Source organism: Bacteroides sp. OM08-11, from assembly GCF_003438665.1.
Taxonomy (GTDB): domain Bacteria; phylum Bacteroidota; class Bacteroidia; order Bacteroidales; family Bacteroidaceae; genus Bacteroides; species Bacteroides cutis.
This window is the reverse complement of record NZ_QSTJ01000001.1, coordinates 200,103-226,403: the sequence shown is the minus strand read 5'-3', so window position 1 is coordinate 226,403 and position 26,301 is coordinate 200,103. Positions and strand designations below refer to the sequence as shown.

The following is a 26,301-nucleotide window of genomic DNA, read 5'->3' as shown; positions in this document are numbered from 1 at the left end:
TTGATTTTAGATGTGTTAAATTGGGAGAAGAGAGAAAAAAATAAGAACAGATAAGTAGTTTAGCGACTTTTGGAAAGAATTACTTGATTTATTCAATTCCTTGGTATTTATTAGTACCTTTGACTGCAAATAAATTATTATTCTTTTGTTAAACAATTATCTAACAAAATAAATATAGCTGTGTAGTGGAAAAACAACATCTGTCTAACGAATTATTATTTGCAACTCCGATACTTAATATCAACGGATGTATCACCCGGACAGATTATGAGACAATGACCGGACAGACGAAGTATCAAGCTGTGGCCGATTTGAACCGTTATCTTTCGGAAGGATTGATACGCAAATATGGCAGTAGAAAGACAGTGGTATATCTCAAACCTAATATTTCCTGATGGATACTTTTGCTGCTATTGATTTTGAAACAGCCAACGAACAGCGTACCAGTGTATGTAGCGTCGGGGTAATTATAGTACGGAGTGGTGAGATCGTAGACAGTTATTACAGTCTTATTCGTCCTGAACCGGAATACTATACCTATTGGAATACTCGTGTGCATGGATTGACTCTGGCGGATACCGCCCGTTCTCCTATTTTTCCTACTGTATGGAAGGAGATTGCTCCCCGGATTGAGGGATTGACCCTTGTAGCTCATAACAAGGCTTTTGATGAGAGTTGTCTAAAAGCAGTTTTCAGGACTTATAGTATGGATTATCCTGATTATGACTTTTGCTGTACTTTGCTGGCTTCACGGCGTGTCATTAAAGGATTGCCCAATTATCAGCTACATACAGTGGCGGCTTACTGTGGATATCAACTGGAGCGACACCATCATGCGCTGGCTGATGCCGAAGCATGTGCTTGGATAGCAAGACGGGTTTTTCAATAAAAAGTTATCCTTGATTATAAGACCTAAAATGAACTTATTGATTATTTCTTTTTACTTTTGTGAGTAATTAGTAATTCAACTAAACTATAAGTATGAAAAAGAGATCTTTTTATTTAATGTGTGTTTGTTTTTTGTTGGTGAGTTGTGGCGGTAGCCGTGAGAAAAAGGTGGAAGCTGAAGATGCGGCGGAGAAAACAGCTGTAGTTGGAAATGATAAAGACGAACACGGATGTATTACTTCTGCCGGATATACTTGGTGTGAAGTACAGAGAGACTGTATTCGTTTGTGGGAAAAAGGTATTCGTATGACTTCGGTGGCCGATGCGCAGAGGACGTTATTCCTGGTATTCAGTCCAGACTCTACACAAGTGGAGTTGTTCTTCTCGGAAGAAAGTGTTCCAAATGAAATTCTGGATCGTCGTGGTCTTCCTTCCGGTGGATATGCTTGGAATGTAGAAGATGACGATACAAAGAATGTTCATCAGGAGAATGGTGAATGGACTGTCAGCCGGCGGGGTAGAGTTATTTATAAACAAGTTGAATAAATAGAGCCGGATATATGGAAGATTTCAAAGTTTTGACTGAAACGGTTTGTTGCATTGCCCGCGAGACGGGATACTTCCTGAAACAGGAGCGGAAAGGTTTCCGCCGGGAGGCAGTGGAGGAGAAACATGCACATGATTATGTTTCTTATGTGGATAAAGAATCTGAAAGAAAGGTTGTTGCGGCGCTTAAGGCACTACTACCCGAGGCCGGATTTATTGTGGAAGAAGGTTCGGCAGTTTATCGCGACGAACCTTATTGTTGGGTGGTAGACCCGTTGGATGGAACAACGAATTATATTCATGATAATGCACCCTATTGTGTCAGTATTGCCCTGAGAACTGAAAAGGAATTGTTGCTGGGTGTGGTTTATGACCCTTGTCGTGACGAATGTTTTTATGCTTGGCAGGGCGGAGGTGCTTATATGAATGGGGAACGGATGCGGGTGTCGTCAATACAGCGTATAGAAGAAGCTTTTGTAGTGACGGAACTTCCTTATAATTCCGGACAATATGCCCGTACCGGAGAACATTTGATACACGAACTATACGGTAAGGTTGCAGGTATACGTATGACAGGTTCGGCAGCATTGGCTATCTGTTATATAGCAGCGGGGCGTTTTGACGGCTGGCTGGAAGCATTTCTGGGTAAATGGGACTATTCGGCTGCGGCGCTTATCGTATTGGAGGCAGGAGGAAAAGTTACGGATTTTTATGGTAACGACTATTTTATGGACGGTCATCATATTGTGGCAACCAACGGACTGTTGCATCCGATATTTTTAAATCTTATCAAAGAGGTACCTCCATTGGATATGTAAATTGTATTCTTTGTTATGGAAAACGCATTTAAAACTTGGTTTTTGTCTTTTCTTCAACTCTTATTCCCACGTCACTGTGTTGTATGCGGCTCTCCTTTGCAAGAGGGTGAAGAGGCTATTTGTGTACGATGTAATATGGATATGCCACGTACAAACTATCATCATGTGGCAGATAATCCTGTGGAACGTATGTTCTGGGGGAAAATTCCTCTGGGACGTGCCACTTCTTATTTTTTCTATCACAAAGGGAGTGATTTTCGCCGTATTCTGCATCAGTTAAAGTATGGTGGGAGAAAAGATATTGGCGAGGTAATGGGGCGTTTCATGGCAACTGAATTAGCGCTTACGGATTTTTTCTGCGGGATAGATGTTATTCTGCCTGTTCCTTTACATCCACGCAAACAGCGGATGCGTGGATATAATCAGAGTGAATATATTGCCCGGGGAATCTCTTCTGTGACGGGTATTCTTGTAGATACATCTTCCGTAACGCGTAAAAGACATACGGAGACGCAAACTCGCAAATCGGCTTATGAACGATGGGAGAATGTAAATGGTATTTTCTGGCTTCGTTATCCCGATCGTTTTACGGGTAGGCATATTCTTATTGTGGATGATGTTTTGACTACGGGAGCTACCATAACCGCCTGTGCTGATACTTTCCAGGGGATAAACGGTATCCAAATCAGTATATTGACCCTTGCGGTAGCCGATGCCTGATCTTTCAGAAACGGTAACAATTTAAATAAGAGAAGATTGAAAATAAAAAAGGTTCATCATAATGATGAACCTTTTTGCTCTTCCTCTTGGACTTGAACCAAGGACCCTCTGATTAACAGTCAGATGCTCTAACCGACTGAGCTAAGGAAGAATATGCATTCAAGTTTCTTTTGCTCTTCCTCTTGGACTTGAACCAAGGACCCTCTGATTAACAGTCAGATGCTCTAACCGACTGAGCTAAGGAAGAATGTTGTTTTTTCTCAAATGCGCTGCAAAAGTAATAGGATATTTTGAAATATGCAATATCTTTGCAAAAAAAATATCAAGAATGGACAAAATAATAGGATTGGGTAACGCCTTAGTTGACGTGCTGGCAACCCTTGAGAATGATGAAATATTAGCGGAAATGAGGTTACCGAAGGGGAGTATGACTCTAATTGATGAAGATAAACTGTTGAAAATCAATGAGTGTCTTAGCGGGGTGAAGACGCATTTAGCTATCGGAGGGTCTGCCGGGAATGCAATTCGCGCAATGGCACAGCTTGGAGCGGCAACCGGATTTATCGGTAAGGTAGGTGATGATGCTTACGGAAACTTTTATCGGGATAGTCTGTTAAAGCGTGAAACGGAAGCAATTTTACTCCTTTCCGGTACTCTTCCTTCAGGTGTGGCTTCTACTTTTATTTCTCCGGATGGAGAACGTACTTTTGGTACTTATCTGGGAGCAGCCTCTACGTTGAAGGCAGAGGAGTTGTCGCTGGAAATGTTTAAAGGTTACGCTTACCTGTTTATTGAAGGATATTTGGTACAAGACCATGATATGATTCTCCGGGCTATTGAGTTAGCAAAGGAAGCAGGACTGCAAGTTTGCCTGGATATGGCAAGTTACAATATTGTTGCCGAAGACTATGACTTTTTTTCGTTATTGGTAAATAAATATGTGGATATTGTTTTTGCTAATGAGGAGGAGGCAAAGGCATTTACGGGTAAGGAACCGGAAGAAGCATTAGACGTTATAGCCAAAATGTGTAGTATTGCTATTGTAAAGGTGGGAGCCGATGGGTCTTTAGTACGTAAGGGTACTGAAGAAGTACATGTGAAGGCTGTTCCGGTGAAAAAGGTGGTAGACACCACGGGAGCTGGTGATTATTTCGCTGCGGGTTTTCTCTATGGCCTAACGTGCGGGTATTCTTTGGAGAAATGCGGAAAGATTGGTTCCATTCTTTCGGGTGAAGTTATCCAGACGATTGGGGCGGAGCTTTCTCCTGCTAAATGGGATAAGATTAAGGAAGAGATAATAATGATAAACTAAGATATATGAAACGTTATTTAAAAATACGTTGGATAGCTGCTTTTCTGTTATTGATAGGAGTTACCTTCTTTTGGGGATTTAAGAGTGGTGATAACCGCAGTTTCCAGATTGCAAAGAATTTGGATATATTCAACTCTATTGTGAAGGAGTTGGATATGTTCTATGTGGATACAATCGATCCTAATAAAACTATCAGGGGGGGAATCGATGCTATGCTTTATTCGCTTGATCCTTATACCGAATATTATCCGGAGGATGACCAGACCGAACTGGAACAAATGTTGAAGAACTCATATGGTGGCATCGGTTCCATCATTCGTTACGATCCTAAGCTGAAACATACAGTTATAGCTGAACCGTATGAAGGTATGCCTGCGGCTAAAGCTGGATTGAAAGCCGGTGATGTCCTGCTGGAGATTGATGGAAAAGACCTTACTGGAAATACTAATGTGGCTGAAATGTTGCGTGGACAGGCTGGTACAGGTTTCAAACTTAAAGTGCAACGTCCCGGGGTAGAAAATCCCTTAATGTTCGATATTGTGCGCCGTTCCGTTCAACTGCCTCTTATCCCTTATTATGATATGTTGGATAATAATATAGGTTACATCAACCTGAGTACGTTCTCCGGTAATCCTTCCAAAGAGTTTAAACAGGCTTTTCTCGACTTGAAGAAGCGTGGTATAACTTCATTGGTAATTGATTTGCGTAACAATGGCGGTGGTTTGCTGGATGAGGCTGTAGAGATTGCTAATTTCTTTTTACCCCGTGGTAAAACGTTGGTAACGACAAAGGGAAAAATCAAGCAGGCTAGTAATACCTATAAAACTTTGCGTGAACCGTTGGATCTTGAAATCCCATTGGTCGTATTAGTGAACAGTGGTACGGCTTCTTCATCAGAAATCCTTGCAGGTTCTTTACAAGATCTTGATCGGGCTGTAATAATCGGTAACCGTACATTTGGAAAGGGGTTAGTTCAGACTACCCGCCCATTGCCATACGGGGGTACGATGAAGCTTACTACTTCCAAATATTATATCCCGAGTGGACGTTGTGTGCAGGCCATTGACTATAAGCATCGAAACGAGGATGGCAGTGTAGGGCGTATTCCTGATAGCCTGACGACTGTATTCTATACCGCAGCTGGACGTGAAGTGCGCGACGGTGGTGGGGTAACCCCGGACATCGTAGTGAAACAGGATAAATTACCGAATATCCTATTCTATCTGGTAAATGATAATTTGATATTCAATTATGCTACCGAATATTGTCTGAAGCATCCTGCAATTCCTGTTCCTCAGGATTTCAAAGTTACGGATGCCGACTATGCCGATTTCAAAGCGATGGTAAAGAAAGCCGATTTCAAATATGACCAGCAGACTGAGAAGATGTTGAAGAGTCTGAAGGAAATGGCCGAATTTGAAGGCTATTTGACGGATGCTTCCGATGAATTCAAAGCTTTGGAGAAGAAACTTTCCCATAATCTGGATCGTGACCTCGATCATTTCTCTAAAGACATTAAAGAAATGATTGCCATAGAAATCATTAAACGTTATTATTATCAACGCGGCAGCATCATTCAGCAGTTGAAGGATGATGATGATTTAAAGGAGGCGGTGAAAGTTCTGGGTGATTTGACGAGGTATAAAAAGATGTTGAGCGTATCGGAAACTAAATAAATAGGATTTAGGCACGGGTTACGCGGATTTCACAGATCTATAGTGCAGCTCTTAATCCGCGAAATCCGTGCCCAATCTTATAACAGCCTTTTAATTCTCAATATTCTTTTATTCCTCATTTTTCAGTATAGTCTCCGTTTGCTTTTATCAGTTCAATCAGTTTTTCTACAGCTTCATCTTCGGGAATATTTTTTTCAATACATTCTTTTTTCTTATAAAGGCTGATTTTACCACGTCCGGCACCTACATATCCATAGTCTGCATCGGCCATCTCGCCGGGACCATTGACGATACAACCCATAATACCGATTTTCAATCCCTTCAAATGGCTTGTTGCCGCTTTGATGCGTGCAATGGTGCTTTCTAAATCGTAAAGTGTACGTCCGCAACCGGGGCAAGAAATATATTCTGTCTTGCTGGTACGGATACGTCCGGCTTGCAGAATTCCGAAAGCAGTGGCGTCCACAACTTTATCACTTATCATCTTATCACCTTTTTTACTTCCTTGATTGAACAAGAAAATGCCATCGCAAACCCCGTCGAAGATAAGAGCCCCCATATCGGCAGCAGCCTTGATTTGTAGGTTCTCCGCTTCATTTTCGGTATAGTGCTGGAAGAAGATAACCGGATTTTTTAATCCCTCGTTCATCAACTGATGTACCAAAGCACGTTGTTCACCCAGCCGGTTGGGATGGTTACTTTGGGAAATCAGTACTACTTCAGGATGAAACTTCAGGCAGGCGATAGCTTCGTCATTCAAGCCCATATAAGTAATGAACAGGAATTTCAACGAAGCATTGCAGCCACTGATAAATGGCAGTTGCTCACTGCTGAATGCAGGCCAAGTATTGACTTTACCTTCCCAAATGTTTGCATCCACGATATATTGCATATCTTCAATGGGCTGTTCCGTTAGTTGATGTCCCACATATACATAGTCCGGCATGAATTGCGGATCAAATTCCATTGTTCCGTCTAGCCGTGCGGCAATGACTACAGGTAAATGTTCTCTACCGATATTGTGTACAGCCACCGTCTTCCTGCGGGTAGGTGATAAGTAATTGAATTCTGGTGCCACTGCTCCCGGAAGATAGGGATGATCATGGCGTTGAGCGATGTAATCGACCAATTTACGGGCAACGGGTATTTCAGCCTCCGGCGCCTCACTCAAAGAAACACGGATGGTGTCACCCAGTCCGTCGGCTAGCAGGGCGCCGATACCCAAGGCTGATTTGATACGTCCGTCTTCACCGTCACCGGCTTCCGTTACGCCAAGGTGCAGTGGAAAATGCATACCCTCTTTCTCCATAATATCAGCCAGCAAGCGTACGGTTTTCACCATCACTACCGTATTGGATGCTTTGATGGAGATAACGACATCAGTAAAGTTTTCCGCAACACAGATACGAAGAAACTCCATACACGATTCTACCATTCCTTCCGGGGTATCGCCATAGCGCGACATGATACGATCGGACAGCGAACCGTGATTAACACCGATACGGATGGCGGTATGGTTTTCCTTACAGATGTTCAGGAATGGAATGAAACGGTCACGAATTTTCTGTAATTCTTGTGCGTATTCTTCATCAGAGTACTCCAGATGTTTGAAAGTACGTGCCGCATCCACGTAGTTTCCCGGATTGATACGTACTTTTTCTGCATAGTGTGCCGCCACATCTGCCACTTTCGGGTTGAAGTGTACATCGGCAACCAATGGTGCCATATAACCGTCTTGGCGCAGGGCGGCATTGATATTCTTCAGGTTCTCGGCTTCCTTTATACCCTGAGTGGTGAGGCGCACATATTCTCCTCCCGCATCAACAATGCGTTTGACCTGTGCCACACAGGCATCTGTATCCTGCGTAAAAGTATTAGTCATACTTTGTATGCGGATAGGATTGGAGCCGCCCATAGGGGTGGCTCCAATATTTACTTCCGATGTTTCACGTCGGGAATAGTTGAATATGTCCATTATCAATTAACTTTATACTCGTACTTTACTTCTTTCAAATCCTCGTTAGCTTTAACAATTTTCTTTTTCAAGCCTTCCTTGTAGGCTGCAAAAGCTTCTGCCAGTTCGGCATTACTCAAAGCCAACATTTGTATGGCAAGGATGGCGGCATTCATCGCGCCGTTGATAGCTACGGTAGCTACAGGAATGCCCGGAGGCATCTGAATGATAGAATAAAGTGCATCTACACCGTCGAGTACGGAACCTTTTATGGGCACACCGATAACCGGTAGCGTTGTATTGGCGGCGATTACGCCGGGCAATGCGGCAGCCATTCCGGCGGCAGCGATAATCACTTTGATACCGCGTTGGCGTGCGCCTTTGGCAAATTCTTCCACAGCTTCCGGGGTGCGGTGTGCGGAGAGAGCGTTCATTTCGAACGGTACATGTAAGTCATTAAGCAGTTGTGCAGCCTTTTCCATGACAGGAAGGTCTGAAGTGCTACCCATGATGATACTAACGATCGGAGACATATTGTTTAGTGTTTAAAGATTAGTGTTTAGCACTTGGTACTAAATACTGATTGTTAATAATTAATTATTGATCAAAGCTTTGTATGCTTCTGCATCCATCAAACTGTCAAAGTCTGCATCGGCAGCTGGTTTGATTTTGATAAGCCAGCCTTCACCGTAAGGATCTTTGTTCACCAGTTCGGGTTGGTCTGCAAGAGCTTCATTCTGTTCCAATACTTCTCCGTTCACCGGCAAGAAAAGATCAGAAATGGTTTTTACTACCTCAATGGTACCGAATACTTCGTCGGCAGCCAATGTTTCACCCTCTGTCTGGATGTCGACGAATACGATATCGCCCAGTTGTTCTTGTGCATAGTCGGTGATTCCTACATAAGCTACATCACCTTCCAAGCGGATCCATTCATGTTCTTTAGTGTACTTTACGTCATTTGGGAAATTCATAATTGTTAGTTTTAAGGGGTTAATACTATTTTGAATTTAAAAAATTAAAATTAATGCTGTACCGGAACTGACTCAAAAGAGGAAGATACGGAACATGATATTACTCAACGGATGAAGTACCAATAGGGAGCATATCAGTCCTACGGCAAAACCGCCTGTTACTTCTCCAAGTGTGTGATGTTGTAAAATGATACGTGCGGTTCCCAATATACCCGCAATGAGAATAAACACACACAACCACCAAATGGGGTTGTATCCGAATAAATCACTGAAAGCTACCAATCCGCCGATGACGGCACCCGCCCCTGCCATGTGTTCACTGAGTTTCCACTTCAAATTCATCACAACACAAATAATCATCATTACGAGAGACGCAAAAATAATACCTGTCATGTACCATGGAATATTCAGCCTATACATCATAAGCAGGCAGAATACATATGAAGTGATAGTCAGGATAAAAGGGACAAACCTCCGTTTCCGTTCTATTAGATCATCAGGGCTGAAACCATTGATCTTACGAAAAAGAAAAATGGTCAAAGTAGGCATAAGGATGGTGAAACAATATACTACTCCCAATACGATGAGTTTGTATTGTATAGGCATAATACGCAAGTACGAAAACAAAAATAAGATAAGAAAAGCCAGGAACGGTATGGAAAACGGCGTGAATAAAGCCGAAATCACTTTGGCTGTCCGAATCAGAGTCTTATCTGCTATAATATGTTGCTCTCCTGTCATTTCCTTGTTCCCTTTATTATGTTAATCACCTTATCGTTTTACCCCTCTATCACTACTTTCTCAATCTTGCCACCGGGATATTTAACTGCTGACGGTATTTTGCCACTGTCCGGCGGGCAATCGGATATCCTTTCTCTTTCAGTATATCGGTGAGTTCATCATCGGTATAAGGCTTTTTCTTGTCCTCATTGTCGATACACTCTTTTAAAATTCTGCGTATTTCGCGTACAGACATCTCCTCGCCGTCTTCCGTGGTATACCCGTCACTGAAAAAGTATTTCAGAGGATAGATACCATAGTTGGTCTGTACATATTTACTGTTACTGACACGCGATATAGTTGAAATGTCAAGCCCGGTACGTTCGGCAACGTCTTTCAATATCATCGGACGGAGCAAAGACTCGTCTCCGTCAAGGAAAAATGGGCGTTGCAAATCTACGATGGCTTGCATGGTAGTCATCAGAGTATTCTGGCGTTGTTTTACGGCATCTATAAAACCTTGGGCTGCATCCATCTTTTGTTTCAGGAACATCATCGCTTCTTTAGACTCTTTGGATTGATTGGTCTTGTTCTTGGTGTGCTCCTCAACCATTTCAGTAAAATCCCGACTCATACGTAGTTCGGGTACGTTACGGTTGTTCAGGCTGATATTTATAGTACCGTCATCATAGGTATCTATGATGAAGTCCGGCACAATCTGTTGCATGTTTTTGCCGATAGTTTCACCCAATGAAGCGCCCGGACGTGGATTTAGTTTACAGATTTCTTTGATGGCCCGTTGGAAGGCGTCTTCTTCCAGATCAAGTTTCTGCTGTATCTTATCCCAATGTTTACGGGTAAACTCCTCATAGCATTCGGAGATAATGGCTTCTTCTATATAAAGCAGTGGATTGGGCGTGAAATGTTGTTGCTCTATTTTACGACGTATCTGGATGAGAAGGCATTCTTGCAAGTCGCGTGCCCCCAACCCGGCAGGGTCGAAATCCTGAATAATTTTTAAAGCTTCTTCCAGTTCCTGCGGAGTAGCTTCAATACCGGCGTAAATAGCCAGCTCGTCGCTGATACTGTCCAGAGATTTTCGTAACAAGCCATCGTCATCCAGGGAACCGATCAGATATTCCGTCAGTTCGCGCTGATGTTCGGTAAGATTGCGTTCACCCAGTTGCTCTTTCAGGGTTTCGTAAAAAGAAGTGGCATCGGAGAAAGGTATTTCTTCGGCTTGCTCTCCCTTACTACGGTTGTTTTCCTGTAATTTATAGTCGGGTATGTCATCTTCTGACAGATAATCACTCAGAGAATCATAATCGGTATCTCCTCCATCTTCAGAACCCGCTTCATCATTGGAGGTATCAGCGTATTCGTCACCGGCAGCATCGTCTTTACCTTCTTCCAATGCAGGGTTTTCCAGTAATTCGGCACGCACACGGTCTTCCAACTCGATGGCCGGAAGTTCCAGTAGCTTTACTACCAGAATTTGCTGCGGCGACAACGTTTGTATCTGTTGTTGCGCCTGTGTTTGTATCTGTCGGGAACCTTGTGCCATATTGGGTTTGATTACAAATTATGAATATAAGAAAATTCTTGCTTTAATTCTACCGCAAAAATAGTGAATAGTTCGGGAACGTGAAATCTTCTCTTATTATATTTAACAAGAAAGCAGGTGTATGGTTGCATTTTTGTTATTATCTTTGCCTGTAAACTAAAAAACAAAGCGTTATGTTTGCTAAAGAAACGTATGTGCAGCGTCGGGCCCTGCTGAAGAAAAACATTGGCTCGGGAGTTTTACTGTTCTTGGGTAATGATGAGCAAGGGCTTCATTATGAAGATAATACATTCCGTTATCGCCAGGATTCTACTTTCTTATATTATTTTGGTTTGTCCTTTGCCGGATTGTCGGCCATTATTGATATCGACGAGGATAAGGAAATTATTTTCGGTGATGAACTGACTATCGATCATATAGTCTGGATGGGTACACAACCCACTTTGAAAGAAAAAAGTGAACGCGTGGGGATTAATGAAACCCGGCCTGCCGCCGAAATAGTCAGCTATCTGCATAAAGCGGTACAAAAGGGGCATACGGTTCATTATCTCCCTCCTTATCGTGCCGAACATAAGCTGAAACTGATGGACTGGTTGGGTGTTCCGCCTGTACGCCAGGAAGGTTCCGTTCCGTTTATCCGTGCAGTGGTGGCACAACGCAACTATAAGTCGATGGAAGAGATTGCCGAGATTGAAAAGGCATGTAATGTAACTGCCGATATGCATATTGAAGCAATGAAAGTGCTTCGCCCGGGAATGTACGAATATGAGGTAGTGGCGGCAATGAACTACGTCGCAGAATCTAATAACTGTGAACTTTCCTTTGCTACAATTGCCACAGTAAATGGTCAGACTTTGCATAACCATTATCATGGCAATAAGGTGAAACCGGGAGATTTGTTCCTGATTGATGCCGGTGCGGAAGTTGAATCTGGTTATGCCGGTGATATGTCTTCCACTGTTCCTGCCGATAAAACTTTTACGCCTCGCCAGCGTGCCGTTTACGAAATTCAGAATGCGATGCATCTTGAATCAGTAAAAGCGCTTCGTCCTGGTATTTCTTATATGGATGTTTACGATTTATCTGCCCGTGTCATGGTAGAAGGACTGAAGGAATTGGGCCTGATGAAAGGTAATGCGGAAGATGCTGTTCGTGAGGGTGCGCATGCTTTGTTCTATCCTCACGGCTTGGGACACATGATGGGACTGGATGTGCATGATATGGAAAATCTTGGAGAAATCTGGGTAGGTTATAATGGTCAACCTAAGAGTACGCAGTTTGGTCGTAAAAGCCAGCGCCTTGCTATTCCTTTGGAACCGGGTTTTGTACACACTGTTGAACCGGGCATCTATTTCATCCCTGAATTGATAGACCTGTGGAGAGGTGAAAAGAAATTCACCGATTTCATCAATTATGATAAAGTGGAGGGTTATCGTAACTTTGGCGGTATCCGTAATGAAGAAGATTATCTGATTACCGAAACCGGAGCGCGCCGTTTAGGAAAGAAAATCCCATTGACACCGGAAGAGGTGGAAGCATTGAGGTAATACTGTACAGACTTTTTTAGGATAGTATCTGTGAAGAGGAATGCTCGTTCCCCTTATAGGGAATGTCCGTTTCCATGAGGAGAAACTGTAGTTCCCATGATAGGAAACGCCCGTTTCTATGAAGGGAAACTACAGTTCCCATATAGAGGAATTCCCGTTTCTACGTATGGAAACGGGAATTCCTCTATATGGGAACAATATTATATTGTTTCTCTATCGGTTGCTATATGATTTGTTTCCGGATATTTTATGCGTGTAGTTCCAATATAAACCGTGCACCCTTGGTATAACTACTGTCCAATATCAGGCTACCATTCATCTTGGTTGCAATAAGTGAACAGATGGGCAAACCTAAACCGTCACCCTGCGTCAAGTCTTTTACTTCGGTAAAAGGTTTGAATATGTTTTCACGTTGTTCTTCGGGAATACCGGAACCTGTGTCGCTAATGATGAATTGATGGGTATGTGCTCCGCGTTTTTTGAAGTCCAACCAGATTTTTCCACCGGCAGGAGTATATTCCGCTGCATTTTCCAATAAATGTAATAAAATACGCTCTAAATGTTCCGGGTTGATTTTTACATTCAACTTGGGAGCATTGACTGCAAGGGTTACATCTTCCTGCGTCTTATTCCTGATTTTATCCATAACACTTTCACAGAAAGTCGATATATTCTTTTCCTGCATCTCATAAGGTTCGGATATTGTATTTTCCAATTCGGATAACTCTTGAATATGATTGGAGAAAGTGCGTAGAGCCTGTACACCGGGAAGTTTCGAATCAAGTGTATCCAATGTTGGCTCCATTTGGGTGGAAATGTTTTGAATAAATTGGGTCTTTAACTCGTTATGTTCGTTGGCAATACTGATAGCCTTCTTTTGCTTGCGTGTCAACAAAATGAAGCGCATTAAGATAATGGCGCCTAATACTAAAGCGACGGCAAGAATAATTACTAATACGCATAGTCCAATAATGATATATTGTTTGGAAGAAAGAGAATTGTCCTTTTCCTGAATGGTTACCAAACTTTCATCATATTTGTTTTTCAGCATATTCAGTTCATCCTGGGCTGTGAGAGCCTTTACAGAATCAGTCCATATGATATATTTGTCATAAGTACGTGCTACCAGTCCGGCATTACCTGCTTTACGTGCAATATCAATGAGGGTTTTATAGCATTCGTCTACTTTTGAATAATTCTTTTGTTGCTTGTACTGTTGTATTAGTTTCTTAAACGCGGCATCTCCTTGCGTATTCATGCCGAAGGTATAGTAATAATTGGCTTGAGTGTAGAGCAGATCATTGCTTAAAGAATCGTTGTGTACCGTTTTAGCTGTTTCTTCCAATTTGTTCAGTTGCTCTTTGGCGCGAACCGGATTTTTGGTTTTGATGTACATTTGTAGACGTTCTTTGTTGATACGGAAACGCAATTCGGGAAGTCCTTTCTTTAACTTTAGTTCACCTGTTCCTATTAATTGCTCGGAATTACGCAATAATTCAAAGGCCTCTTTGTAATAATTTTCTCGATGATATAGTGCGCTGGCATTTATACCGCACTCCACTGCCTGATTGTATTTTTCTTGGGCAGCGAATGCATTGTATGCTTGCAAGAAAAGATAACGGGCTTTGATATATTCTTTTTTTGCAAGATTTTCTTGCGCTTGTTTCATTAATTCATCGGCACGGCTTTGTGCATATGCTTGACTAAGAGAGCATAAAATGGCTAAAAAGAGAATGGTTGTTATTTTCTTCATTATGTAATTTCTGTTTGTTTTGTATACAAAGGTAAAAACATTCTTTCTGATTATACAAGAAAGAGGGCTATTTTTAGTATTTAAAGCTACTTCCTCCTAAAAATTCCCTGAGTAATGAGGTCGGAGGAATTTCTTTATCTTGTACGGGTGTAAAGTATTTAATGAACTTCATTAACCGGTAAGCTTCTGCATATTCGGGGCAGTTACGTGGTACGCTGGTGAGAATGGGTTCGGCATGGCAACGAAGTACGGCGAATTCAAATAGTAATGCGGAATTGAACATGACGTCGGCATTCTCCTGATAAGGGAATATCCATTTATCCTCGCCTGAGCGTACACTGGGCCAACGTGAAATCGTTTCTTGGGCAGAATAGCCGCGATAATTGAAATCACGAATAATGCGGCGCAACAGACGGTTGTCCGTAGTCGGTATCCAGTTGTGATCGTCCAGTGAAATTGTTGTTAGGGCGGAAACATATATTTTATATTTGTTCTCAGCGGGAATTTGCGGTGTCAGTTCTGGATTTAGGGCATGGATACCCTCTAATATCAGAATAGTATGTTCGTCAATGCGTAATTTATCTCCCTTGTATTCTTTTTTGCCGATGGTGAAATTAAAACGAGGTAATTCTACTTCTTCACCACGGAGCAATGCCTGTAGTTGGTTATTGAACAACTCAAGATCGAGTGCATACAGCGATTCGTAGTCATAATTACCATTTTCGTCTCGTGGAGTTTCTTCACGGTCTACAAAGTAATTATCCAGAGAAATGGGGTATGGACGCAGTCCGTTGGTCATTAATTGTACAGAAAGCCGTTTGCTGAAAGTTGTTTTCCCCGAGGAGGAAGGACCTGATATGAGGACAAGCTTTACACGGTTCCCATTTTCTCCCCGGTGATAAATCTCATCGGCTATCTGGGCTATTTTTTTTTCTTGTAGGGCTTCTGCGACATTGATAAGATCGGTGGCATGTCCTTCTTCGCAAGCCAGGTTAAAATCGCCTACATTACTCAATCCCATAATGTAATTCCAACGTAGATGTTCTTTAAACACATCAAGCATTTTTTCTTGTTTCACCACTTCTTCCAGTACAGTAGGGTTCTCTTTATTGGGAATACGAAGGAGCAGGCCATCGTAATATTTTACGATATCGAACAGGTTGATAAATCCGGTGCTTGGAAGCAGGTTCCCATAATAATAGTCTACGGTATCTCCCAAAGTATAATAATAGGTATATAAGGAACCGGAAGTTTCCAACAATTTTACTTTATCGTTCATGCCCCGTTCACTAAAGACGCGTACAGCCTCGGTAGTGTGGCATTCAATACGGTGAAAAGGGATGTTTTCGGCTATAATTTCCTGCATTCGTTTCTTAATGGCGGTTACATCTTCCAGCTCGATAGGGCGCCCGATGCGCAGGTTGCAGAAATAACCTTTGGATACAGGATGTTCCACAAATAGTTTTCCTTCAGGAAATAGCTCGTTGACGGCCTTGTATAATATAAAACAAAGAGAGCGGACATATGTACGTATACCTGAAGAGTCGCGTATGTCCAAAAATTCTACATCCTTATTATTGTATACCCGGAAATTTAGTCCTTCGGAACGGTTGTTTACTTTGGCACTGACAACCGGATAGGGGAAATTTAGATTAAAACCGTAATAAATATCCAAAAGTGAACTTCCAATAGGGAATTCTTTAGAAATATTATTATTTTTGCAACAAATTTGTAACATGTGTTTCATGATGTCTTTTTTTGAGGTGATTAGCACGTTAAATATAGAGCATAATAACAAATGACACAAAGAAACCCTTTAATTAATTAGAGATGGAATACTCTTTTTATGATTTTTTAAAGTTGCTTGGCTCATTGGCCTTGTTCCTTTACGGAATGAAAATTATGAGCGAAGGACTTCAAAAGTTTGCTGGCGACCGCTTGCGGAAGATATTGACTGCAATGACAACCAACAGAGTGACAGGTGTGTTGACAGGCGTGTTGATTACGGCGTTGATCCAATCTTCTTCGGCTACCACGGTGATGGTGGTGAGTTTTGTGAATGCAGGCCTTCTGACCCTTTCTCAGTCTATCGGCGTAATTATGGGTGCCAATATCGGTACTACTGTCACGGCATGGATTATTTCAGCTTTGGGTTTCAAAGTGGATATTGCTGCTTTTGCCCTTCCACTTCTTGCGTTCGGCATTCCTCTGATGTTTTCTCAGAAGAGTTCGCGTAAGTCTATCGGGGAGTTTATTTTCGGTTTCTCTTTTCTTTTCATGGGACTTTCCCTGTTGCAGGCAAATGCGCCCGATCTGAGACATAATCCTGATATGTTGGCTTTTGTACAGGATTATACGGATATGGGTTATCTGTCTATTTTGTTGTTTGTGGTCATTGGTACGATCCTGACAATGATTGTGCAAGCCTCTGCCGCCACGATGGCCATTACACTTATTATGTGTGCTAATGGCTGGATTAGTTTTGAGTTGGGGGCGGCATTGGTTTTAGGAGAAAATATCGGTACTACCATTACGGCCAACCTTGCGGCATTGACCGGTAATACCCAGGCGCGGCGAGCTGCTTTGGCTCATTTAGTGTTCAATGTGTTTGGTGTGATATGGGTGTTGTGTCTATTCAAGCCTTTTACAGAAGGTGTGTCGTGGCTTATAGACAATATGATGGGTGCTAAGGATCCGGCTGTAGCGGTATCTTTTAAATTATCTGCGTTCCATACTTGTTTTAATATCTGTAATGTGTTGATATTGATTTGGTTCGTGAAACTTATAGAACGTACGGTTTGTGCCATCATTCCTATGAAAGAGCAGGATGAGGAATACCGTTTGCGTTTTATCTCAGGTGGTATGCTTTCTACGGCCGAGCTGTCCATAGTGCAGGCCAGTAAGGAAATCCATCTTTTTGCCGAGCGCACTCACCGTATGTTCAGAATGGTGCAAGATTTGCTGCATACGGAAAAAGATGATGATTTTAATAAGTTGTTCAGTCGTGTAGAGAAGTATGAGAATATAAGTGACAGCATGGAATTGGAAATTGCTAATTATCTAAACCAAGTGTCCGAAGGACGTTTGAGTTCGGAAAGTAAATTGCAGATACGTGCCATGCTTCGTGAAGTGACTGAAATAGAAAGTATTGGTGATAGCTGTTATAATTTGGCACGTACTATTAACCGTAAACGCCAGACCAATCAGGACTTTACGGAAAAGCAATATGAACATGTTCATTTTATGATGAAGTTGACGGATGATGCGCTTGCTCAAATGATTGTGGTAGTGGAACGTACCGAACATCAAAGTATTGATGTGAACAAATCGTTCAACATAGAAAATGAAATCAATAATTACCGTAATCAGTTGAAAAATCAGAATATCCTTGATGTAAATAATAAGGAATATGATTATCAGATGGGTGTTTATTACATGGATATCATTGCGGAATGTGAGAAGCTTGGTGATTACGTAGTAAATGTAGTGGAAGCCAGCTGCGATATAAAAGAAAAGAAAGCGTCTTAAGACGCTTTCTCAAACTCTTCTTTGCCTACTCCGCACAGTGGGCAAACCCAATCATCAGGAATGTCCTCAAAGGCTGTTCCTGGTTCGATACCATTCTCGGGGTCACCCTTTTCCGGGTCATAAACATATTCGCAAACGGTGCAAATGTACTTTTCCATAACGTTCTTTTTTAAGTTCTTTAAGTAAGAACAAATAATTTTGCCTTTTTGTTTTTTGTGTAGGCGGAAAAAGATAACTTTGTTGTCATATTACTTAAAAATATATCTTTATGAAGATGACCGATGAATTATTTCAGGCAATTATGCGGAATATTCATGCTTATGTCTTATTGATAAAACGTGATCTTACCGTGTTTTATACTAATTATTATGACATAACGGGAGCTGTAAAACCTGTAAAGTCACAACGTGTCGGTGATCTGTTGCAATGTACCAATGCTCTGTCTGCTCCCGGTGGATGTGGTACTCATAGTTTATGTAATCATTGTCCTGTGAGGAATGCAATAGAAGATGCTTTTCGTACCAAGCATAATTTTATTGATCTGGATACGGTACTGAATGTCAGGAAAGGTAATGGTGCTGCAGAGGAGTGTAAGGTACATATTTCAGGTGAATATATGTTGATTGAGGGAGAGGAGAGTATGGTAATCACCGTGCATGATATCACTCATCTGAAGCGTGTGGAAACGGAGTTGAATCAGGCTAGAAAAAAGGCAGAAAAAGCCGATAAGTCCAAGTCCGTTTTTCTGGCGAACATGAGTCATGAAATTCGTACTCCATTGAATGCGATTGTCGGTTTCTCTGAACTATTGTCTTCTGCAACTACTGATGAGGAGAAACGGCAATATATGGAAATAGTACGTACCAATAATGAGCTGTTGCAACAATTGATAGCAGATATATTGGATCTCTCTAAGATTGAGGCCGGAACATTGGAATTTGTATTTTCGGACGTAGATATTAATCAGCTTATGTCTGATTTGGAACAACTGTTCCGTATGAGACTGTTTGAACAAGGTATTTCGGTGAAAGTAATTCGCGAAGTATCCTGTGAACAATATTTTATACATACAGATCGTAACAGAATAGCACAAGTCCTCTCTAATTTTATGACAAATGCCATGAAGTTTACTTCACAAGGGAGTATCACGTTGGGATGTAAACCCAACGGAGATGGTCTGTACTTTTATGTGAAAGACACTGGAACCGGTATTGCCAAAGAAAAATTGGGACAAATATTCGACCGCTTTGTGAAATTGGAACGGGAGAAGAAGGGTACAGGTCTCGGGCTTTCCATTTGTCAGACTATTGTTCATAAATTGGGTGGTGAAATAGGGGTAGAGTCTGAAGTGGGTGTAGGTTCCACATTTTGGTTCACATTACCTGGAAATTGAAAGTAAGTCTTAAGCTTGCATTGGGAAAAGGACTGATATCACAAACTTATAAAAAGATTTAATAACTCGCCATATACCGGATTATTATCGTATTTTTGCGTTTCAAAATTAAACCTAAAGACTTGCATGATTGCATCAAAGGATGATTATCGTGTCGGACTAACCGACGAAGAGGTACGGAAGAGCCGTGCTGAGTATGGTGTAAATTTATTGACGCCTCCCAAGCGGCCGTCTTTATGGAGGCTATATCTGGAGAAATTTGAAGATCCGGTAGTAAGAGTGCTGCTGGTTGCTGCGTTTTTCTCCTTGATTATTTCCGTGGTAGAGAACGAATATGCTGAAACCGTAGGTATTATAGCTGCTATTTTGCTTGCTACGGGTATTGGTTTCTTTTTTGAATATGATGCCAATAAAAAATTCGACTTACTCAATGCCGTGAATGAGGAGACGTTGGTAAAGGTTATCCGTAACGGGCATATACAAGAAATTCCACGTAAAGATGTGGTGGTGGGCGATATCGTCGTGCTCGAAACCGGTGAAGAGATTCCTGCCGACGGTGAGCTACTGGAAGCTATCTCTCTGCAAGTCAATGAATCGAACCTGACAGGGGAACCTGTTGTTTCCAAAACCATTGTAGAAGCCGATTTCGATGATGAGGCTACGTATGCTTCCAATCGCGTGTTGCGTGGAACAACTGTGGTTGACGGTCATGGCACCATGTGTGTAGAGTGTGTGGGTGATGCTACGGAAATCGGAAAAGTGGCACGACAGAGTACGGAGCAAAGTACTGAACCTACTCCACTGAATATTCAGCTGACGAAACTTGCCAACCTTATAGGTAAAATTGGTTTCTCTGTAGCGGGACTGGCTTTTGCCATTTTCTTTATAAAGGATGTATTGTTGGTTTATAATTTTAGCTCTCTCCATACTTTTGAAGAATGGTTGCCTGCCTTGAAAGCAACCCTACAATACTTCATGATGGCAGTGACTTTGATAGTGGTGGCTGTTCCGGAGGGCTTGCCGATGAGTGTCACGCTCAGTTTGGCACTGAACATGCGCCGTATGCTCTCTACCAATAATCTGGTACGCAAAATGCATGCCTGTGAAACGATGGGAGCAATCACTGTTATCTGTACGGATAAGACTGGTACATTGACACAAAATCTGATGCAAGTATACGAGCCGAGTTTCTATGGATTGAAAAATAATGGTGAAATTGGTGAAGACGCCCTCAGTAACTTAGTAGCGGAGGGTATCAGTGTCAATTCCACTGCCTTCCTTGAAGAAACGGCTCCCGATGAAAAACCCAAGGGGGTAGGAAATCCTACAGAAGTGGCTTTGTTGCTGTGGCTCGACAGTCAGAGACGTAATTACCTTGAACTTCGTGAAAGCGCTAAAATCATAGACCAACTGACTTTCTCTACCGAACGGAAATTCATGGCAACTCTGGTGCAATCTTCTTTTATGGGAAAACGCATACTTTATGTGAAGGGTGCACCGGAGATTGTTTTAAGTAAATGTAAAAATGTCCTTTTAGACGGAAAGCAAGTTGATACGGTGGAATATCGTTCGACGATAGAAACGCAATTGTTGAATTATCAGAATATGGCGATGCGTACACTTGGTTTTGCTTTTAAGATTGTGGATGAGGCGAATACGGAGGACTGCGTAGAACTGATTTCTAAAAATGACTTATCATTTTTGGGTGTAGTTGCCATTAGTGATCCTATCCGTCCGGATGTTCCGGCAGCGGTTGCCAAATGCCAGTCGGCTGGTATTGGGGTGAAGATTGTAACCGGTGACACTCCTGGAACTGCAACTGAAATTGCCCGCCAAATTGGTTTGTGGCAACCGGGGGATATGGAACGTAATCGCATCACTGGTGCGGCGTTTGCCGAACTGACCGATGAAGAAGCGCTCGACCGAGTGATGGATTTGAAAGTAATGTCACGTGCCCGTCCCACTGATAAACAGCGTTTAGTGCAGTTGTTACAACAAAAGGGTGCGGTAGTAGCTGTTACTGGTGATGGTACGAATGATGCTCCTGCATTGAATCACGCCCAGGTGGGGCTCTCTATGGGAACAGGCACTTCCGTTGCCAAGGAAGCGAGTGATATCACTCTGTTGGACGACTCTTTCAACAGTATCGGTACAGCCGTTATGTGGGGACGTTCACTTTACAAGAATATCCAGCGTTTCATTGTATTCCAGTTGACTATTAATTTTGTAGCATTGTTTATCGTGCTGCTTGGTTCGTTAGTCGGTACTGATTTGCCGCTGACCGTTACGCAAATGCTTTGGGTGAACCTGATTATGGATACATTCGCTGCTCTGGCATTAGCTTCTATCCCACCTAGCGAAAGTGTGATGAAAGAGAAACCTCGTAAAAGTACGGATTTCATTATTTCCAGATCTATGAGGAATTATATCCTTTCTATGGGTACCGTATTCCTTATATTACTGATGGGAATGCTATTCTGGTTTAATAATGAGGAAGGTGGTATGACTCCGCAACGCTTGACTATATTCTTTACCTTTTTTGTTATGTTGCAATTCTGGAATCTCTTTAATGCTCGGGTATTTGGAACCTCTGATTCTGCTTTCAAAGGTATCTCCAAGTCATACGGAATGGAACTTGTGATACTTGCTATCTTAGGAGGACAGTTCGTTATCGTACAGTTTGGTGGGGCAGTGTTCCGTACCGTGCCACTTGACTTGACTACCTGGATAATTATCATCGTCTCTACTTCATTGGTATTATGGGTAGGAGAGGCAATTCGTTTCATCCGGCGTTTAACTCAGAAATAAGAAATGAAGAGAAAAGGAATTAAAAACCTTATTATTGATTTAGGCGGTGTATTATTGGATTTAGACCGCCAGCGTTGTCTTGAGAGTTTCCGTAAATTAGGTTTAGCGGATGTGGAACATACGCTGGACTTCTGCCATCAACAGGATTTCTTTCATAGTTATGAGAAAGGTTTGATGACTAGTACCGATTTCAGGAATATTATTCGTGATAAGATTGGGAAGATGATTGATGATGCACGTATAGATGCTGCTTGGAACAGTTTTCTGGTGAGTATACCTACTTATAAGTTGGAACTATTGTTGGAGTTGCGTAAAGATTATGTAGTTTATCTATTGAGCAATACCAATGAAATACATTGGAAATGGGCTTGTAGCCATGCTTTCCCTTATAAGACTTTTCGTGTGGAAGATTATTTTGAACATATATTCCTTTCCTATGAAATGAATATGGCGAAGCCCGATACGGAGATATTCCAAAAAGTGTTGAAAGATGCCGGTTTAGATCCTAAAGAGACTTTTTTTATCGACGATTCTGCTGATAATTGTCGTGTAGCAGAAACATTGGGTATTTCTACTTATATGCCAAAGGCCGGAGAAGATTGGAGCCATTTGTTCAAATGATTTGTTATAATAGGTGAGATGGAGTAGGTGAATATGCAACTAATTGATGAAATATCGGATAAGGTTCTTCAGCCAAGTGTAGCAACTATCGGCTTTTTCGATGGAGTGCATTGTGGTCATCGTTTTTTGATAGAACAGGTACGTGTGACGGCCGTTTCGCGTGGCTTGGCTTCATCTGTAATTACCTTTCCGGTACATCCTCGTAAAGTGATGCAATCCGATTTTCACCCAGAACTGTTGACTACTTGCGAAGAAAAAATACGTTTGCTGGCTGATACAGGAATAGATTATTGCGTTATGCTTGATTTTACTCCCAGTTTGGCACAACTTTCCGCCCAACAATTCATGGCTGTATTGAAAGAAAAATATGAAATACAAGTTCTTGTTGTGGGGCACGATCATCGTTTCGGACACAATCGTACAGAAGGATTTAATGATTATGTGCGCTATGGCCGTGAGTTAGGGATGGAAGTGCTGTTGGCACATGCATATTTTAATAAAGAGGTTACTGTCAGTTCTTCATTTATCCGTCACCTTTTATTGGAAGGTAATGTATTGGAAGCAGCAGATTGCTTGGGGTATCATTATTTTCTAGAAGGTACTGTTGTAGGTGGCTATCGTGTGGGGCGTACCATAGGATATCCGACGGCCAACTTACAGGTGGAAAATCCCGATAAATTAGTGCCTGCCGATGGTGTTTATGCGGTATATGTCCATGTTGGCGGACAAAAATATATGGGAATGTTGAGTATTGGTTGTCGTCCCACTCTGAATAATGGTACCGACCGTAGCATTGAAGTGCATATTTTTCACTTTAATGCTGATATTTACAATCAGCCCATGCGTATTTCTTTTGTTCAGCGTACACGTCCCGAACTGAAATTCGATACGATAGAAGAACTTATTGCGCAACTTCGGAAGGATGAGGAAGAAATCGGGAGAATTTTTGCTTGTATTTAATAAGTGTATTTCAGAGATCCGTCTTCAAATCTAATTCATATCTGTAACTATCCACACTGACAGAACATTGTTTGTTCCTCTGATATTCTCTGTCCCTATATAAGGGATTACGTCATCATCAATAAGTTTTTTGCTACTTATTGCCCTGTACTAATTCTTATCCATATTACTGTTTTATTAGTCTTTTATTTCTATTTATGATATGTCAAGATAGACTTTGATTATATATAAAAAACTTGTTATTTATCGATAAGCATATTTTTTTTATTGTTTTTCGATAAATAATTATCGTTTTATTTGGTGGTATCAAAAAAACGTTCTTTCTTTGCATATCGAAAAACGATAAATGATTATCGAATAACAGAAGTAATAACCATTAAAACAATAAGAGTATGAAAACTTTAGTAATGACAACAATCTTTGTGATGACAGCAGTGGTAAACGCATTTAGTGCTAACATTCAGCAGAAATTTGCTTATAACACCATAACGAATGACACACAGCAGGTAGAGACGCAAATGGTATATAAGGTAGAAGAAGGTAAGTATCTGCACAATCATTTGAAGTATAATTTTAAGTACGATGCCAATAATCGTATTCTTCAGAAAGAAGTCTTGAAATGGAATGAAATAGAACAAGTATTTGAACGTTACTATTGCTTGAATTACAATTACTCTCAAGCCGGTGTAGATTTGGAATATGCTTTATGGGACAACAAGACAGGCGCTTATTCCGACGTAAAAGAGAAAGCCGTTTATCTGTTGGAAGGGGAGAATGTGAATTATCTCAGCTATAAATGGAATGAGGCAAAGGGTGACTGGAATTTACTGGTAGAAAATAGTTCTGCCGATGAAGAAGTACGGTTACTGGCAGGGAAATAATAAAATATAAAGGTGAACGCTATGAGACGAGCATTTATGAGTATTACATTATTGATATTGTCACTTTCTATGGTAATGATGATATTGGTAGGAGTTGTAACTGCCGGTTGACGATTTGACAAAAAACGAGTATCTTTGCAAAGATATTAAGAAAAAAGAAACTATGAAAACAGCTATAAAATTAGTCTTACTTTACTTTCTGATGCAGATACTGGCGGCATTGGTTGTTGGACCTTTCAGTATGTTGTACGTATATATCGCCGACGGTGCATTGAATTCGGATAAGGCGGAAGAGATAGGGTTGGCGCCTACCATGTTGTTAGGTTTCGTCTTTATGGGAATTTATCTGTGGCGTAAGAACTATCTGACCGATGATAAGCGCCTATATTCTCCTCTGACTGCTTCTTATCTGGTGTGGAGTCTGCTTGCCGGGCTTTCTACTATCTTCCTGATAAGTGCCTTGGTATCCCAACTTTCCTTTTTGCCCGATTGGTTGAACCAGACATTCAGTGTGCTTCAATCCGGTTGGCTGGGTATTGTCTGCATTTCGGTGTTGGGACCTATATTGGAAGAGCTGCTGTTTCGTGGCGCTATTACGAAGGCATTACTCCGGAAGTATAGTCCTGTAAAAGCTATACTGATTTCCGGTCTGATATTCGGACTCTTTCACGTAAATCCGGCTCAGGTAGTGAGTGCGGCCCTCATCGGTTTCTTTCTTGCCTGGCTCTATTATAAGACGCGGAGCCTCGTCCCTTGCATCCTGATACATATCCTGAATAATAGTTTGTCTGTTTATTTAAACCTGAAATATCCGGAGGTAGAAGAACTGTCCGACTTGATGGGGAACACCTCATTTCTTATTTTCCTGTTGGTTTCTGTCCTGTTGCTTTTCTTGTCCTTGAAGAAACTGAATGAATATAAACTCTCTGATATTAACATAAATACAACCACCGAAGTATGAAAAGAAGATTGAATGTCCTTTGTCTGATAGTGTTGCTTGTGCTAAGTTATTCGGTACTCGAAGCCGGTTACTATTTCTTTGTGGGTGCAAAAGCAGGTATAGAGGCGGCGACTGAAAAAGGTGTTTCTCCCATGAAACAGAAGGAACTGATGAATATGAAGTACATTAGTCTGGTGTCTCATAGTTTCACAATGGCGGGAGGTAACATTCTCCCGGATTCGGTTTACAATGAAAAGACCGGTAAATATCTTCCTGCCGTTTATGCTTCTATGGCAGTGAGCATTGACACTCATCCGGCTATGTGGGAGGTAATTACAGAGAAAGCATTAGGTTTCCTGCAAATAGGTTTATCCATTTGGGCTGCCGTGCTGTTTATACGCTTGATAATAGCCATCAATAAGTCCAACATATTCAACTGGAAAAATGTACGCCGTCTGCGCCGTTTGGGATTAGCGTTGATTGTCAGTTTTTGCTGTACGTTCTTTGCGGCATATCTTAGTGTCTTGAGTATTGAAGAGGTGTTCTCACTTCACGGCTACAGTTTGTGCCTTTCGGAGGTTGTCAGCATTACTACCCTTGTATTGGGGTTGTGTTCTCTGATTGTAGGCGAAGTTTTTGCCATCGGGTTGAAGATGAAGGAAGAACAGGACTTAACGATTTAGATTATCATATTAATA

The 26,301-nt window shown here is 41.6% G+C and carries 24 protein-coding genes and 2 tRNA genes; 16 read left to right on the top strand and 10 right to left on the bottom strand.

Going from position 1 to position 26,301, the window contains the following annotated elements; translation table 11 throughout:
- The first annotated feature begins 185 nt into the window (after window positions 1-185).
- From DXC10_RS00895 to DXC10_RS00875, 5 genes are all read left to right on the top strand, one after another.
- On the top strand, window positions 186-395 hold the full coding sequence (locus tag DXC10_RS00895) for a hypothetical protein (protein WP_233519838.1): 210 nt from the start codon (window positions 186-188) through the stop codon (window positions 393-395).
- Window positions 395-889: a 3'-5' exonuclease gene (locus DXC10_RS00890; RefSeq protein WP_101541868.1), complete on the top strand. Its 495-nt coding sequence runs from the start codon at window positions 395-397 to the stop codon at window positions 887-889. Before DXC10_RS00895 ends, DXC10_RS00890 begins: the two co-directional genes overlap by 1 nt.
- 92 nt (window positions 890-981) lie before the next feature.
- On the top strand, window positions 982-1,434 hold the full coding sequence (locus DXC10_RS00885; RefSeq protein WP_180949155.1) for a hypothetical protein: 453 nt from the start codon (window positions 982-984) through the stop codon (window positions 1,432-1,434).
- A gap of 14 nt (window positions 1,435-1,448) precedes the next feature.
- Window positions 1,449-2,252 (top strand): inositol monophosphatase family protein, encoded by an 804-nt coding sequence (locus DXC10_RS00880; protein ID WP_101541866.1) that lies wholly within the window; start codon window positions 1,449-1,451, stop codon window positions 2,250-2,252.
- Window positions 2,253-2,267: 15 nt separating this feature from the next.
- Window positions 2,268-2,972, top strand: a complete 705-nt coding sequence (locus tag DXC10_RS00875) for a ComF family protein (RefSeq protein ID WP_101541865.1) — start codon at window positions 2,268-2,270, stop codon at window positions 2,970-2,972.
- A gap of 77 nt (window positions 2,973-3,049) precedes the next feature.
- Here DXC10_RS00875 and DXC10_RS00870 read toward each other — a convergent pair.
- Both DXC10_RS00870 and DXC10_RS00865 read right to left on the bottom strand, forming a co-directional pair.
- A tRNA-Asn gene (locus DXC10_RS00870) sits at window positions 3,050-3,123 on the bottom strand.
- 22 nt (window positions 3,124-3,145) lie between these two features.
- A tRNA-Asn gene (locus tag DXC10_RS00865) sits at window positions 3,146-3,219 on the bottom strand.
- Window positions 3,220-3,300: 81 nt separating this feature from the next.
- Between DXC10_RS00865 and DXC10_RS00860 the strand changes: the two genes are divergently transcribed.
- Together DXC10_RS00860 and DXC10_RS00855 are read left to right on the top strand one after the other, a co-directional pair.
- Window positions 3,301-4,284: an adenosine kinase gene (locus tag DXC10_RS00860; protein WP_101541864.1), complete on the top strand. Its 984-nt coding sequence runs from the start codon at window positions 3,301-3,303 to the stop codon at window positions 4,282-4,284.
- Window positions 4,285-4,289: 5 nt separating this feature from the next.
- Complete coding sequence (locus DXC10_RS00855) at window positions 4,290-5,960, top strand: S41 family peptidase (RefSeq protein WP_117737183.1); 1,671 nt, start codon at window positions 4,290-4,292, stop codon at window positions 5,958-5,960.
- A gap of 115 nt (window positions 5,961-6,075) precedes the next feature.
- On the opposite strand, the gene DXC10_RS00850 is transcribed toward DXC10_RS00855, so the two are convergent.
- The 5 genes from DXC10_RS00850 to rpoN form a co-directional block, all read right to left on the bottom strand.
- Window positions 6,076-7,935 (bottom strand): 4-hydroxy-3-methylbut-2-en-1-yl diphosphate synthase, encoded by a 1,860-nt coding sequence (locus DXC10_RS00850; RefSeq protein ID WP_101541862.1) that lies wholly within the window; start codon window positions 7,933-7,935, stop codon window positions 6,076-6,078.
- 2 nt (window positions 7,936-7,937) lie between these two features.
- Window positions 7,938-8,447 carry a 5-(carboxyamino)imidazole ribonucleotide mutase gene (purE, locus tag DXC10_RS00845; RefSeq protein WP_101541861.1) on the bottom strand — a complete coding sequence of 170 codons (510 nt, stop codon included), beginning with the start codon at window positions 8,445-8,447 and terminating at the stop codon, window positions 7,938-7,940.
- A gap of 60 nt (window positions 8,448-8,507) precedes the next feature.
- Window positions 8,508-8,888, bottom strand: a complete 381-nt coding sequence (gene gcvH / locus DXC10_RS00840; protein WP_101541860.1) for a glycine cleavage system protein GcvH — start codon at window positions 8,886-8,888, stop codon at window positions 8,508-8,510.
- A gap of 72 nt (window positions 8,889-8,960) precedes the next feature.
- Window positions 8,961-9,629 carry a hypothetical protein gene (locus DXC10_RS00835; RefSeq protein WP_101541859.1) on the bottom strand — a complete coding sequence of 223 codons (669 nt, stop codon included), beginning with the start codon at window positions 9,627-9,629 and terminating at the stop codon, window positions 8,961-8,963.
- A 52-nt stretch (window positions 9,630-9,681) separates the two neighbouring features.
- Window positions 9,682-11,172: an RNA polymerase factor sigma-54 gene (gene rpoN / locus DXC10_RS00830; protein WP_117737182.1), complete on the bottom strand. Its 1,491-nt coding sequence runs from the start codon at window positions 11,170-11,172 to the stop codon at window positions 9,682-9,684.
- A 173-nt stretch (window positions 11,173-11,345) separates the two neighbouring features.
- Here rpoN and DXC10_RS00825 point away from each other — a divergent pair, with 173 nt between their 5' ends.
- Window positions 11,346-12,719 (top strand): aminopeptidase P family protein, encoded by a 1,374-nt coding sequence (locus DXC10_RS00825; RefSeq protein WP_101541857.1) that lies wholly within the window; start codon window positions 11,346-11,348, stop codon window positions 12,717-12,719.
- Window positions 12,720-12,966: 247 nt separating this feature from the next.
- On the opposite strand, the gene DXC10_RS00820 is transcribed toward DXC10_RS00825, so the two are convergent.
- Together DXC10_RS00820 and DXC10_RS00815 are read right to left on the bottom strand one after the other, a co-directional pair.
- On the bottom strand, window positions 12,967-14,472 hold the full coding sequence (locus DXC10_RS00820) for a HAMP domain-containing sensor histidine kinase (protein ID WP_117737181.1): 1,506 nt from the start codon (window positions 14,470-14,472) through the stop codon (window positions 12,967-12,969).
- A 73-nt stretch (window positions 14,473-14,545) separates the two neighbouring features.
- Window positions 14,546-16,219, bottom strand: a complete 1,674-nt coding sequence (locus DXC10_RS00815; protein WP_101542406.1) for a nucleoside kinase — start codon at window positions 16,217-16,219, stop codon at window positions 14,546-14,548.
- Between the two features lie 83 nt (window positions 16,220-16,302).
- Here DXC10_RS00815 and DXC10_RS00810 point away from each other — a divergent pair, with 83 nt between their 5' ends.
- On the top strand, window positions 16,303-18,000 hold the full coding sequence (locus tag DXC10_RS00810; RefSeq protein ID WP_101541855.1) for a Na/Pi cotransporter family protein: 1,698 nt from the start codon (window positions 16,303-16,305) through the stop codon (window positions 17,998-18,000).
- Here DXC10_RS00810 and rd read toward each other — a convergent pair.
- Window positions 17,997-18,158 carry a rubredoxin gene (gene rd / locus DXC10_RS00805; RefSeq protein ID WP_101541854.1) on the bottom strand — a complete coding sequence of 54 codons (162 nt, stop codon included), beginning with the start codon at window positions 18,156-18,158 and terminating at the stop codon, window positions 17,997-17,999. The two genes, DXC10_RS00810 and rd, sit on opposite strands and share 4 nt — an antisense overlap.
- Before the next feature lie 110 nt (window positions 18,159-18,268).
- Between rd and DXC10_RS00800 the strand changes: the two genes are divergently transcribed.
- From DXC10_RS00800 to DXC10_RS00770, 7 genes are all read left to right on the top strand, one after another.
- The gene (locus DXC10_RS00800) at window positions 18,269-19,393 is read left to right on the top strand and encodes a HAMP domain-containing sensor histidine kinase (protein ID WP_101541853.1); all 1,125 of its coding nucleotides are present in this window, start codon (window positions 18,269-18,271) and stop codon (window positions 19,391-19,393) included.
- A 126-nt stretch (window positions 19,394-19,519) separates the two neighbouring features.
- A complete protein-coding gene (locus tag DXC10_RS00795) occupies window positions 19,520-22,201 on the top strand; it encodes a calcium-translocating P-type ATPase, PMCA-type (protein ID WP_117737180.1) in 2,682 nt (893 codons plus the stop codon).
- Window positions 22,202-22,204: 3 nt separating this feature from the next.
- Entirely contained in the window at window positions 22,205-22,822 is a 618-nt protein-coding gene (locus tag DXC10_RS00790) for an HAD family phosphatase (RefSeq protein WP_101541851.1), read from the top strand.
- A 33-nt stretch (window positions 22,823-22,855) separates the two neighbouring features.
- On the top strand, window positions 22,856-23,782 hold the full coding sequence (locus tag DXC10_RS00785; protein ID WP_117737179.1) for a bifunctional riboflavin kinase/FAD synthetase: 927 nt from the start codon (window positions 22,856-22,858) through the stop codon (window positions 23,780-23,782).
- Between the two features lie 392 nt (window positions 23,783-24,174).
- On the top strand, window positions 24,175-24,663 hold the full coding sequence (locus tag DXC10_RS00780) for a DUF3836 domain-containing protein (RefSeq protein WP_101541849.1): 489 nt from the start codon (window positions 24,175-24,177) through the stop codon (window positions 24,661-24,663).
- A 163-nt stretch (window positions 24,664-24,826) separates the two neighbouring features.
- Window positions 24,827-25,624 carry a CPBP family intramembrane glutamic endopeptidase gene (locus DXC10_RS00775; protein WP_117737178.1) on the top strand — a complete coding sequence of 266 codons (798 nt, stop codon included), beginning with the start codon at window positions 24,827-24,829 and terminating at the stop codon, window positions 25,622-25,624.
- Window positions 25,621-26,286 (top strand): DUF2975 domain-containing protein, encoded by a 666-nt coding sequence (locus tag DXC10_RS00770; protein ID WP_101541847.1) that lies wholly within the window; start codon window positions 25,621-25,623, stop codon window positions 26,284-26,286. The genes DXC10_RS00775 and DXC10_RS00770 overlap by 4 nt, the downstream gene beginning before the upstream one ends.
- The last annotated feature ends 15 nt before the right edge of the window (window positions 26,287-26,301 follow it).

Excerpts from the sequence above, each read along its gene's own strand:
- DXC10_RS00770 (WP_101541847.1), top strand. The coding sequence starts at position 25,621 with ATGAAAAGAAGATTGAATGTCCTTTGTCTGATAGTGTTGCTTGTGCTA.
- DXC10_RS00850 (WP_101541862.1), bottom strand. The coding sequence starts at position 7,935 with ATGGACATATTCAACTATTCCCGACGTGAAACATCGGAAGTAAATATT.
- DXC10_RS00825 (WP_101541857.1), top strand. The coding sequence starts at position 11,346 with ATGTTTGCTAAAGAAACGTATGTGCAGCGTCGGGCCCTGCTGAAGAAA.
- rpoN (WP_117737182.1), bottom strand. The coding sequence starts at position 11,172 with ATGGCACAAGGTTCCCGACAGATACAAACACAGGCGCAACAACAGATA.
- rd (WP_101541854.1), bottom strand. The coding sequence starts at position 18,158 with ATGGAAAAGTACATTTGCACCGTTTGCGAATATGTTTATGACCCGGAA.
- DXC10_RS00860 (WP_101541864.1), top strand. The coding sequence starts at position 3,301 with ATGGACAAAATAATAGGATTGGGTAACGCCTTAGTTGACGTGCTGGCA.
- DXC10_RS00775 (WP_117737178.1), top strand. The coding sequence starts at position 24,827 with ATGAAAACAGCTATAAAATTAGTCTTACTTTACTTTCTGATGCAGATA.
- DXC10_RS00780 (WP_101541849.1), top strand. The coding sequence starts at position 24,175 with ATGAAAACTTTAGTAATGACAACAATCTTTGTGATGACAGCAGTGGTA.
- DXC10_RS00795 (WP_117737180.1), top strand. The coding sequence starts at position 19,520 with ATGATTGCATCAAAGGATGATTATCGTGTCGGACTAACCGACGAAGAG.
- DXC10_RS00835 (WP_101541859.1), bottom strand. The coding sequence starts at position 9,629 with ATGACAGGAGAGCAACATATTATAGCAGATAAGACTCTGATTCGGACA.
- DXC10_RS00800 (WP_101541853.1), top strand. The coding sequence starts at position 18,269 with ATGAAGATGACCGATGAATTATTTCAGGCAATTATGCGGAATATTCAT.
- DXC10_RS00890 (WP_101541868.1), top strand. The coding sequence starts at position 395 with ATGGATACTTTTGCTGCTATTGATTTTGAAACAGCCAACGAACAGCGT.
- DXC10_RS00790 (WP_101541851.1), top strand. The coding sequence starts at position 22,205 with ATGAAGAGAAAAGGAATTAAAAACCTTATTATTGATTTAGGCGGTGTA.
- DXC10_RS00885 (WP_180949155.1), top strand. The coding sequence starts at position 982 with ATGAAAAAGAGATCTTTTTATTTAATGTGTGTTTGTTTTTTGTTGGTG.
- DXC10_RS00820 (WP_117737181.1), bottom strand. The coding sequence starts at position 14,472 with ATGAAGAAAATAACAACCATTCTCTTTTTAGCCATTTTATGCTCTCTT.
- DXC10_RS00810 (WP_101541855.1), top strand. The coding sequence starts at position 16,303 with ATGGAATACTCTTTTTATGATTTTTTAAAGTTGCTTGGCTCATTGGCC.
- gcvH (WP_101541860.1), bottom strand. The coding sequence starts at position 8,888 with ATGAATTTCCCAAATGACGTAAAGTACACTAAAGAACATGAATGGATC.
- DXC10_RS00815 (WP_101542406.1), bottom strand. The coding sequence starts at position 16,219 with ATGAAACACATGTTACAAATTTGTTGCAAAAATAATAATATTTCTAAA.
- DXC10_RS00855 (WP_117737183.1), top strand. The coding sequence starts at position 4,290 with ATGAAACGTTATTTAAAAATACGTTGGATAGCTGCTTTTCTGTTATTG.
- DXC10_RS00785 (WP_117737179.1), top strand. The coding sequence starts at position 22,856 with ATGCAACTAATTGATGAAATATCGGATAAGGTTCTTCAGCCAAGTGTA.
- DXC10_RS00875 (WP_101541865.1), top strand. The coding sequence starts at position 2,268 with ATGGAAAACGCATTTAAAACTTGGTTTTTGTCTTTTCTTCAACTCTTA.
- purE (WP_101541861.1), bottom strand. The coding sequence starts at position 8,447 with ATGTCTCCGATCGTTAGTATCATCATGGGTAGCACTTCAGACCTTCCT.
- DXC10_RS00880 (WP_101541866.1), top strand. The coding sequence starts at position 1,449 with ATGGAAGATTTCAAAGTTTTGACTGAAACGGTTTGTTGCATTGCCCGC.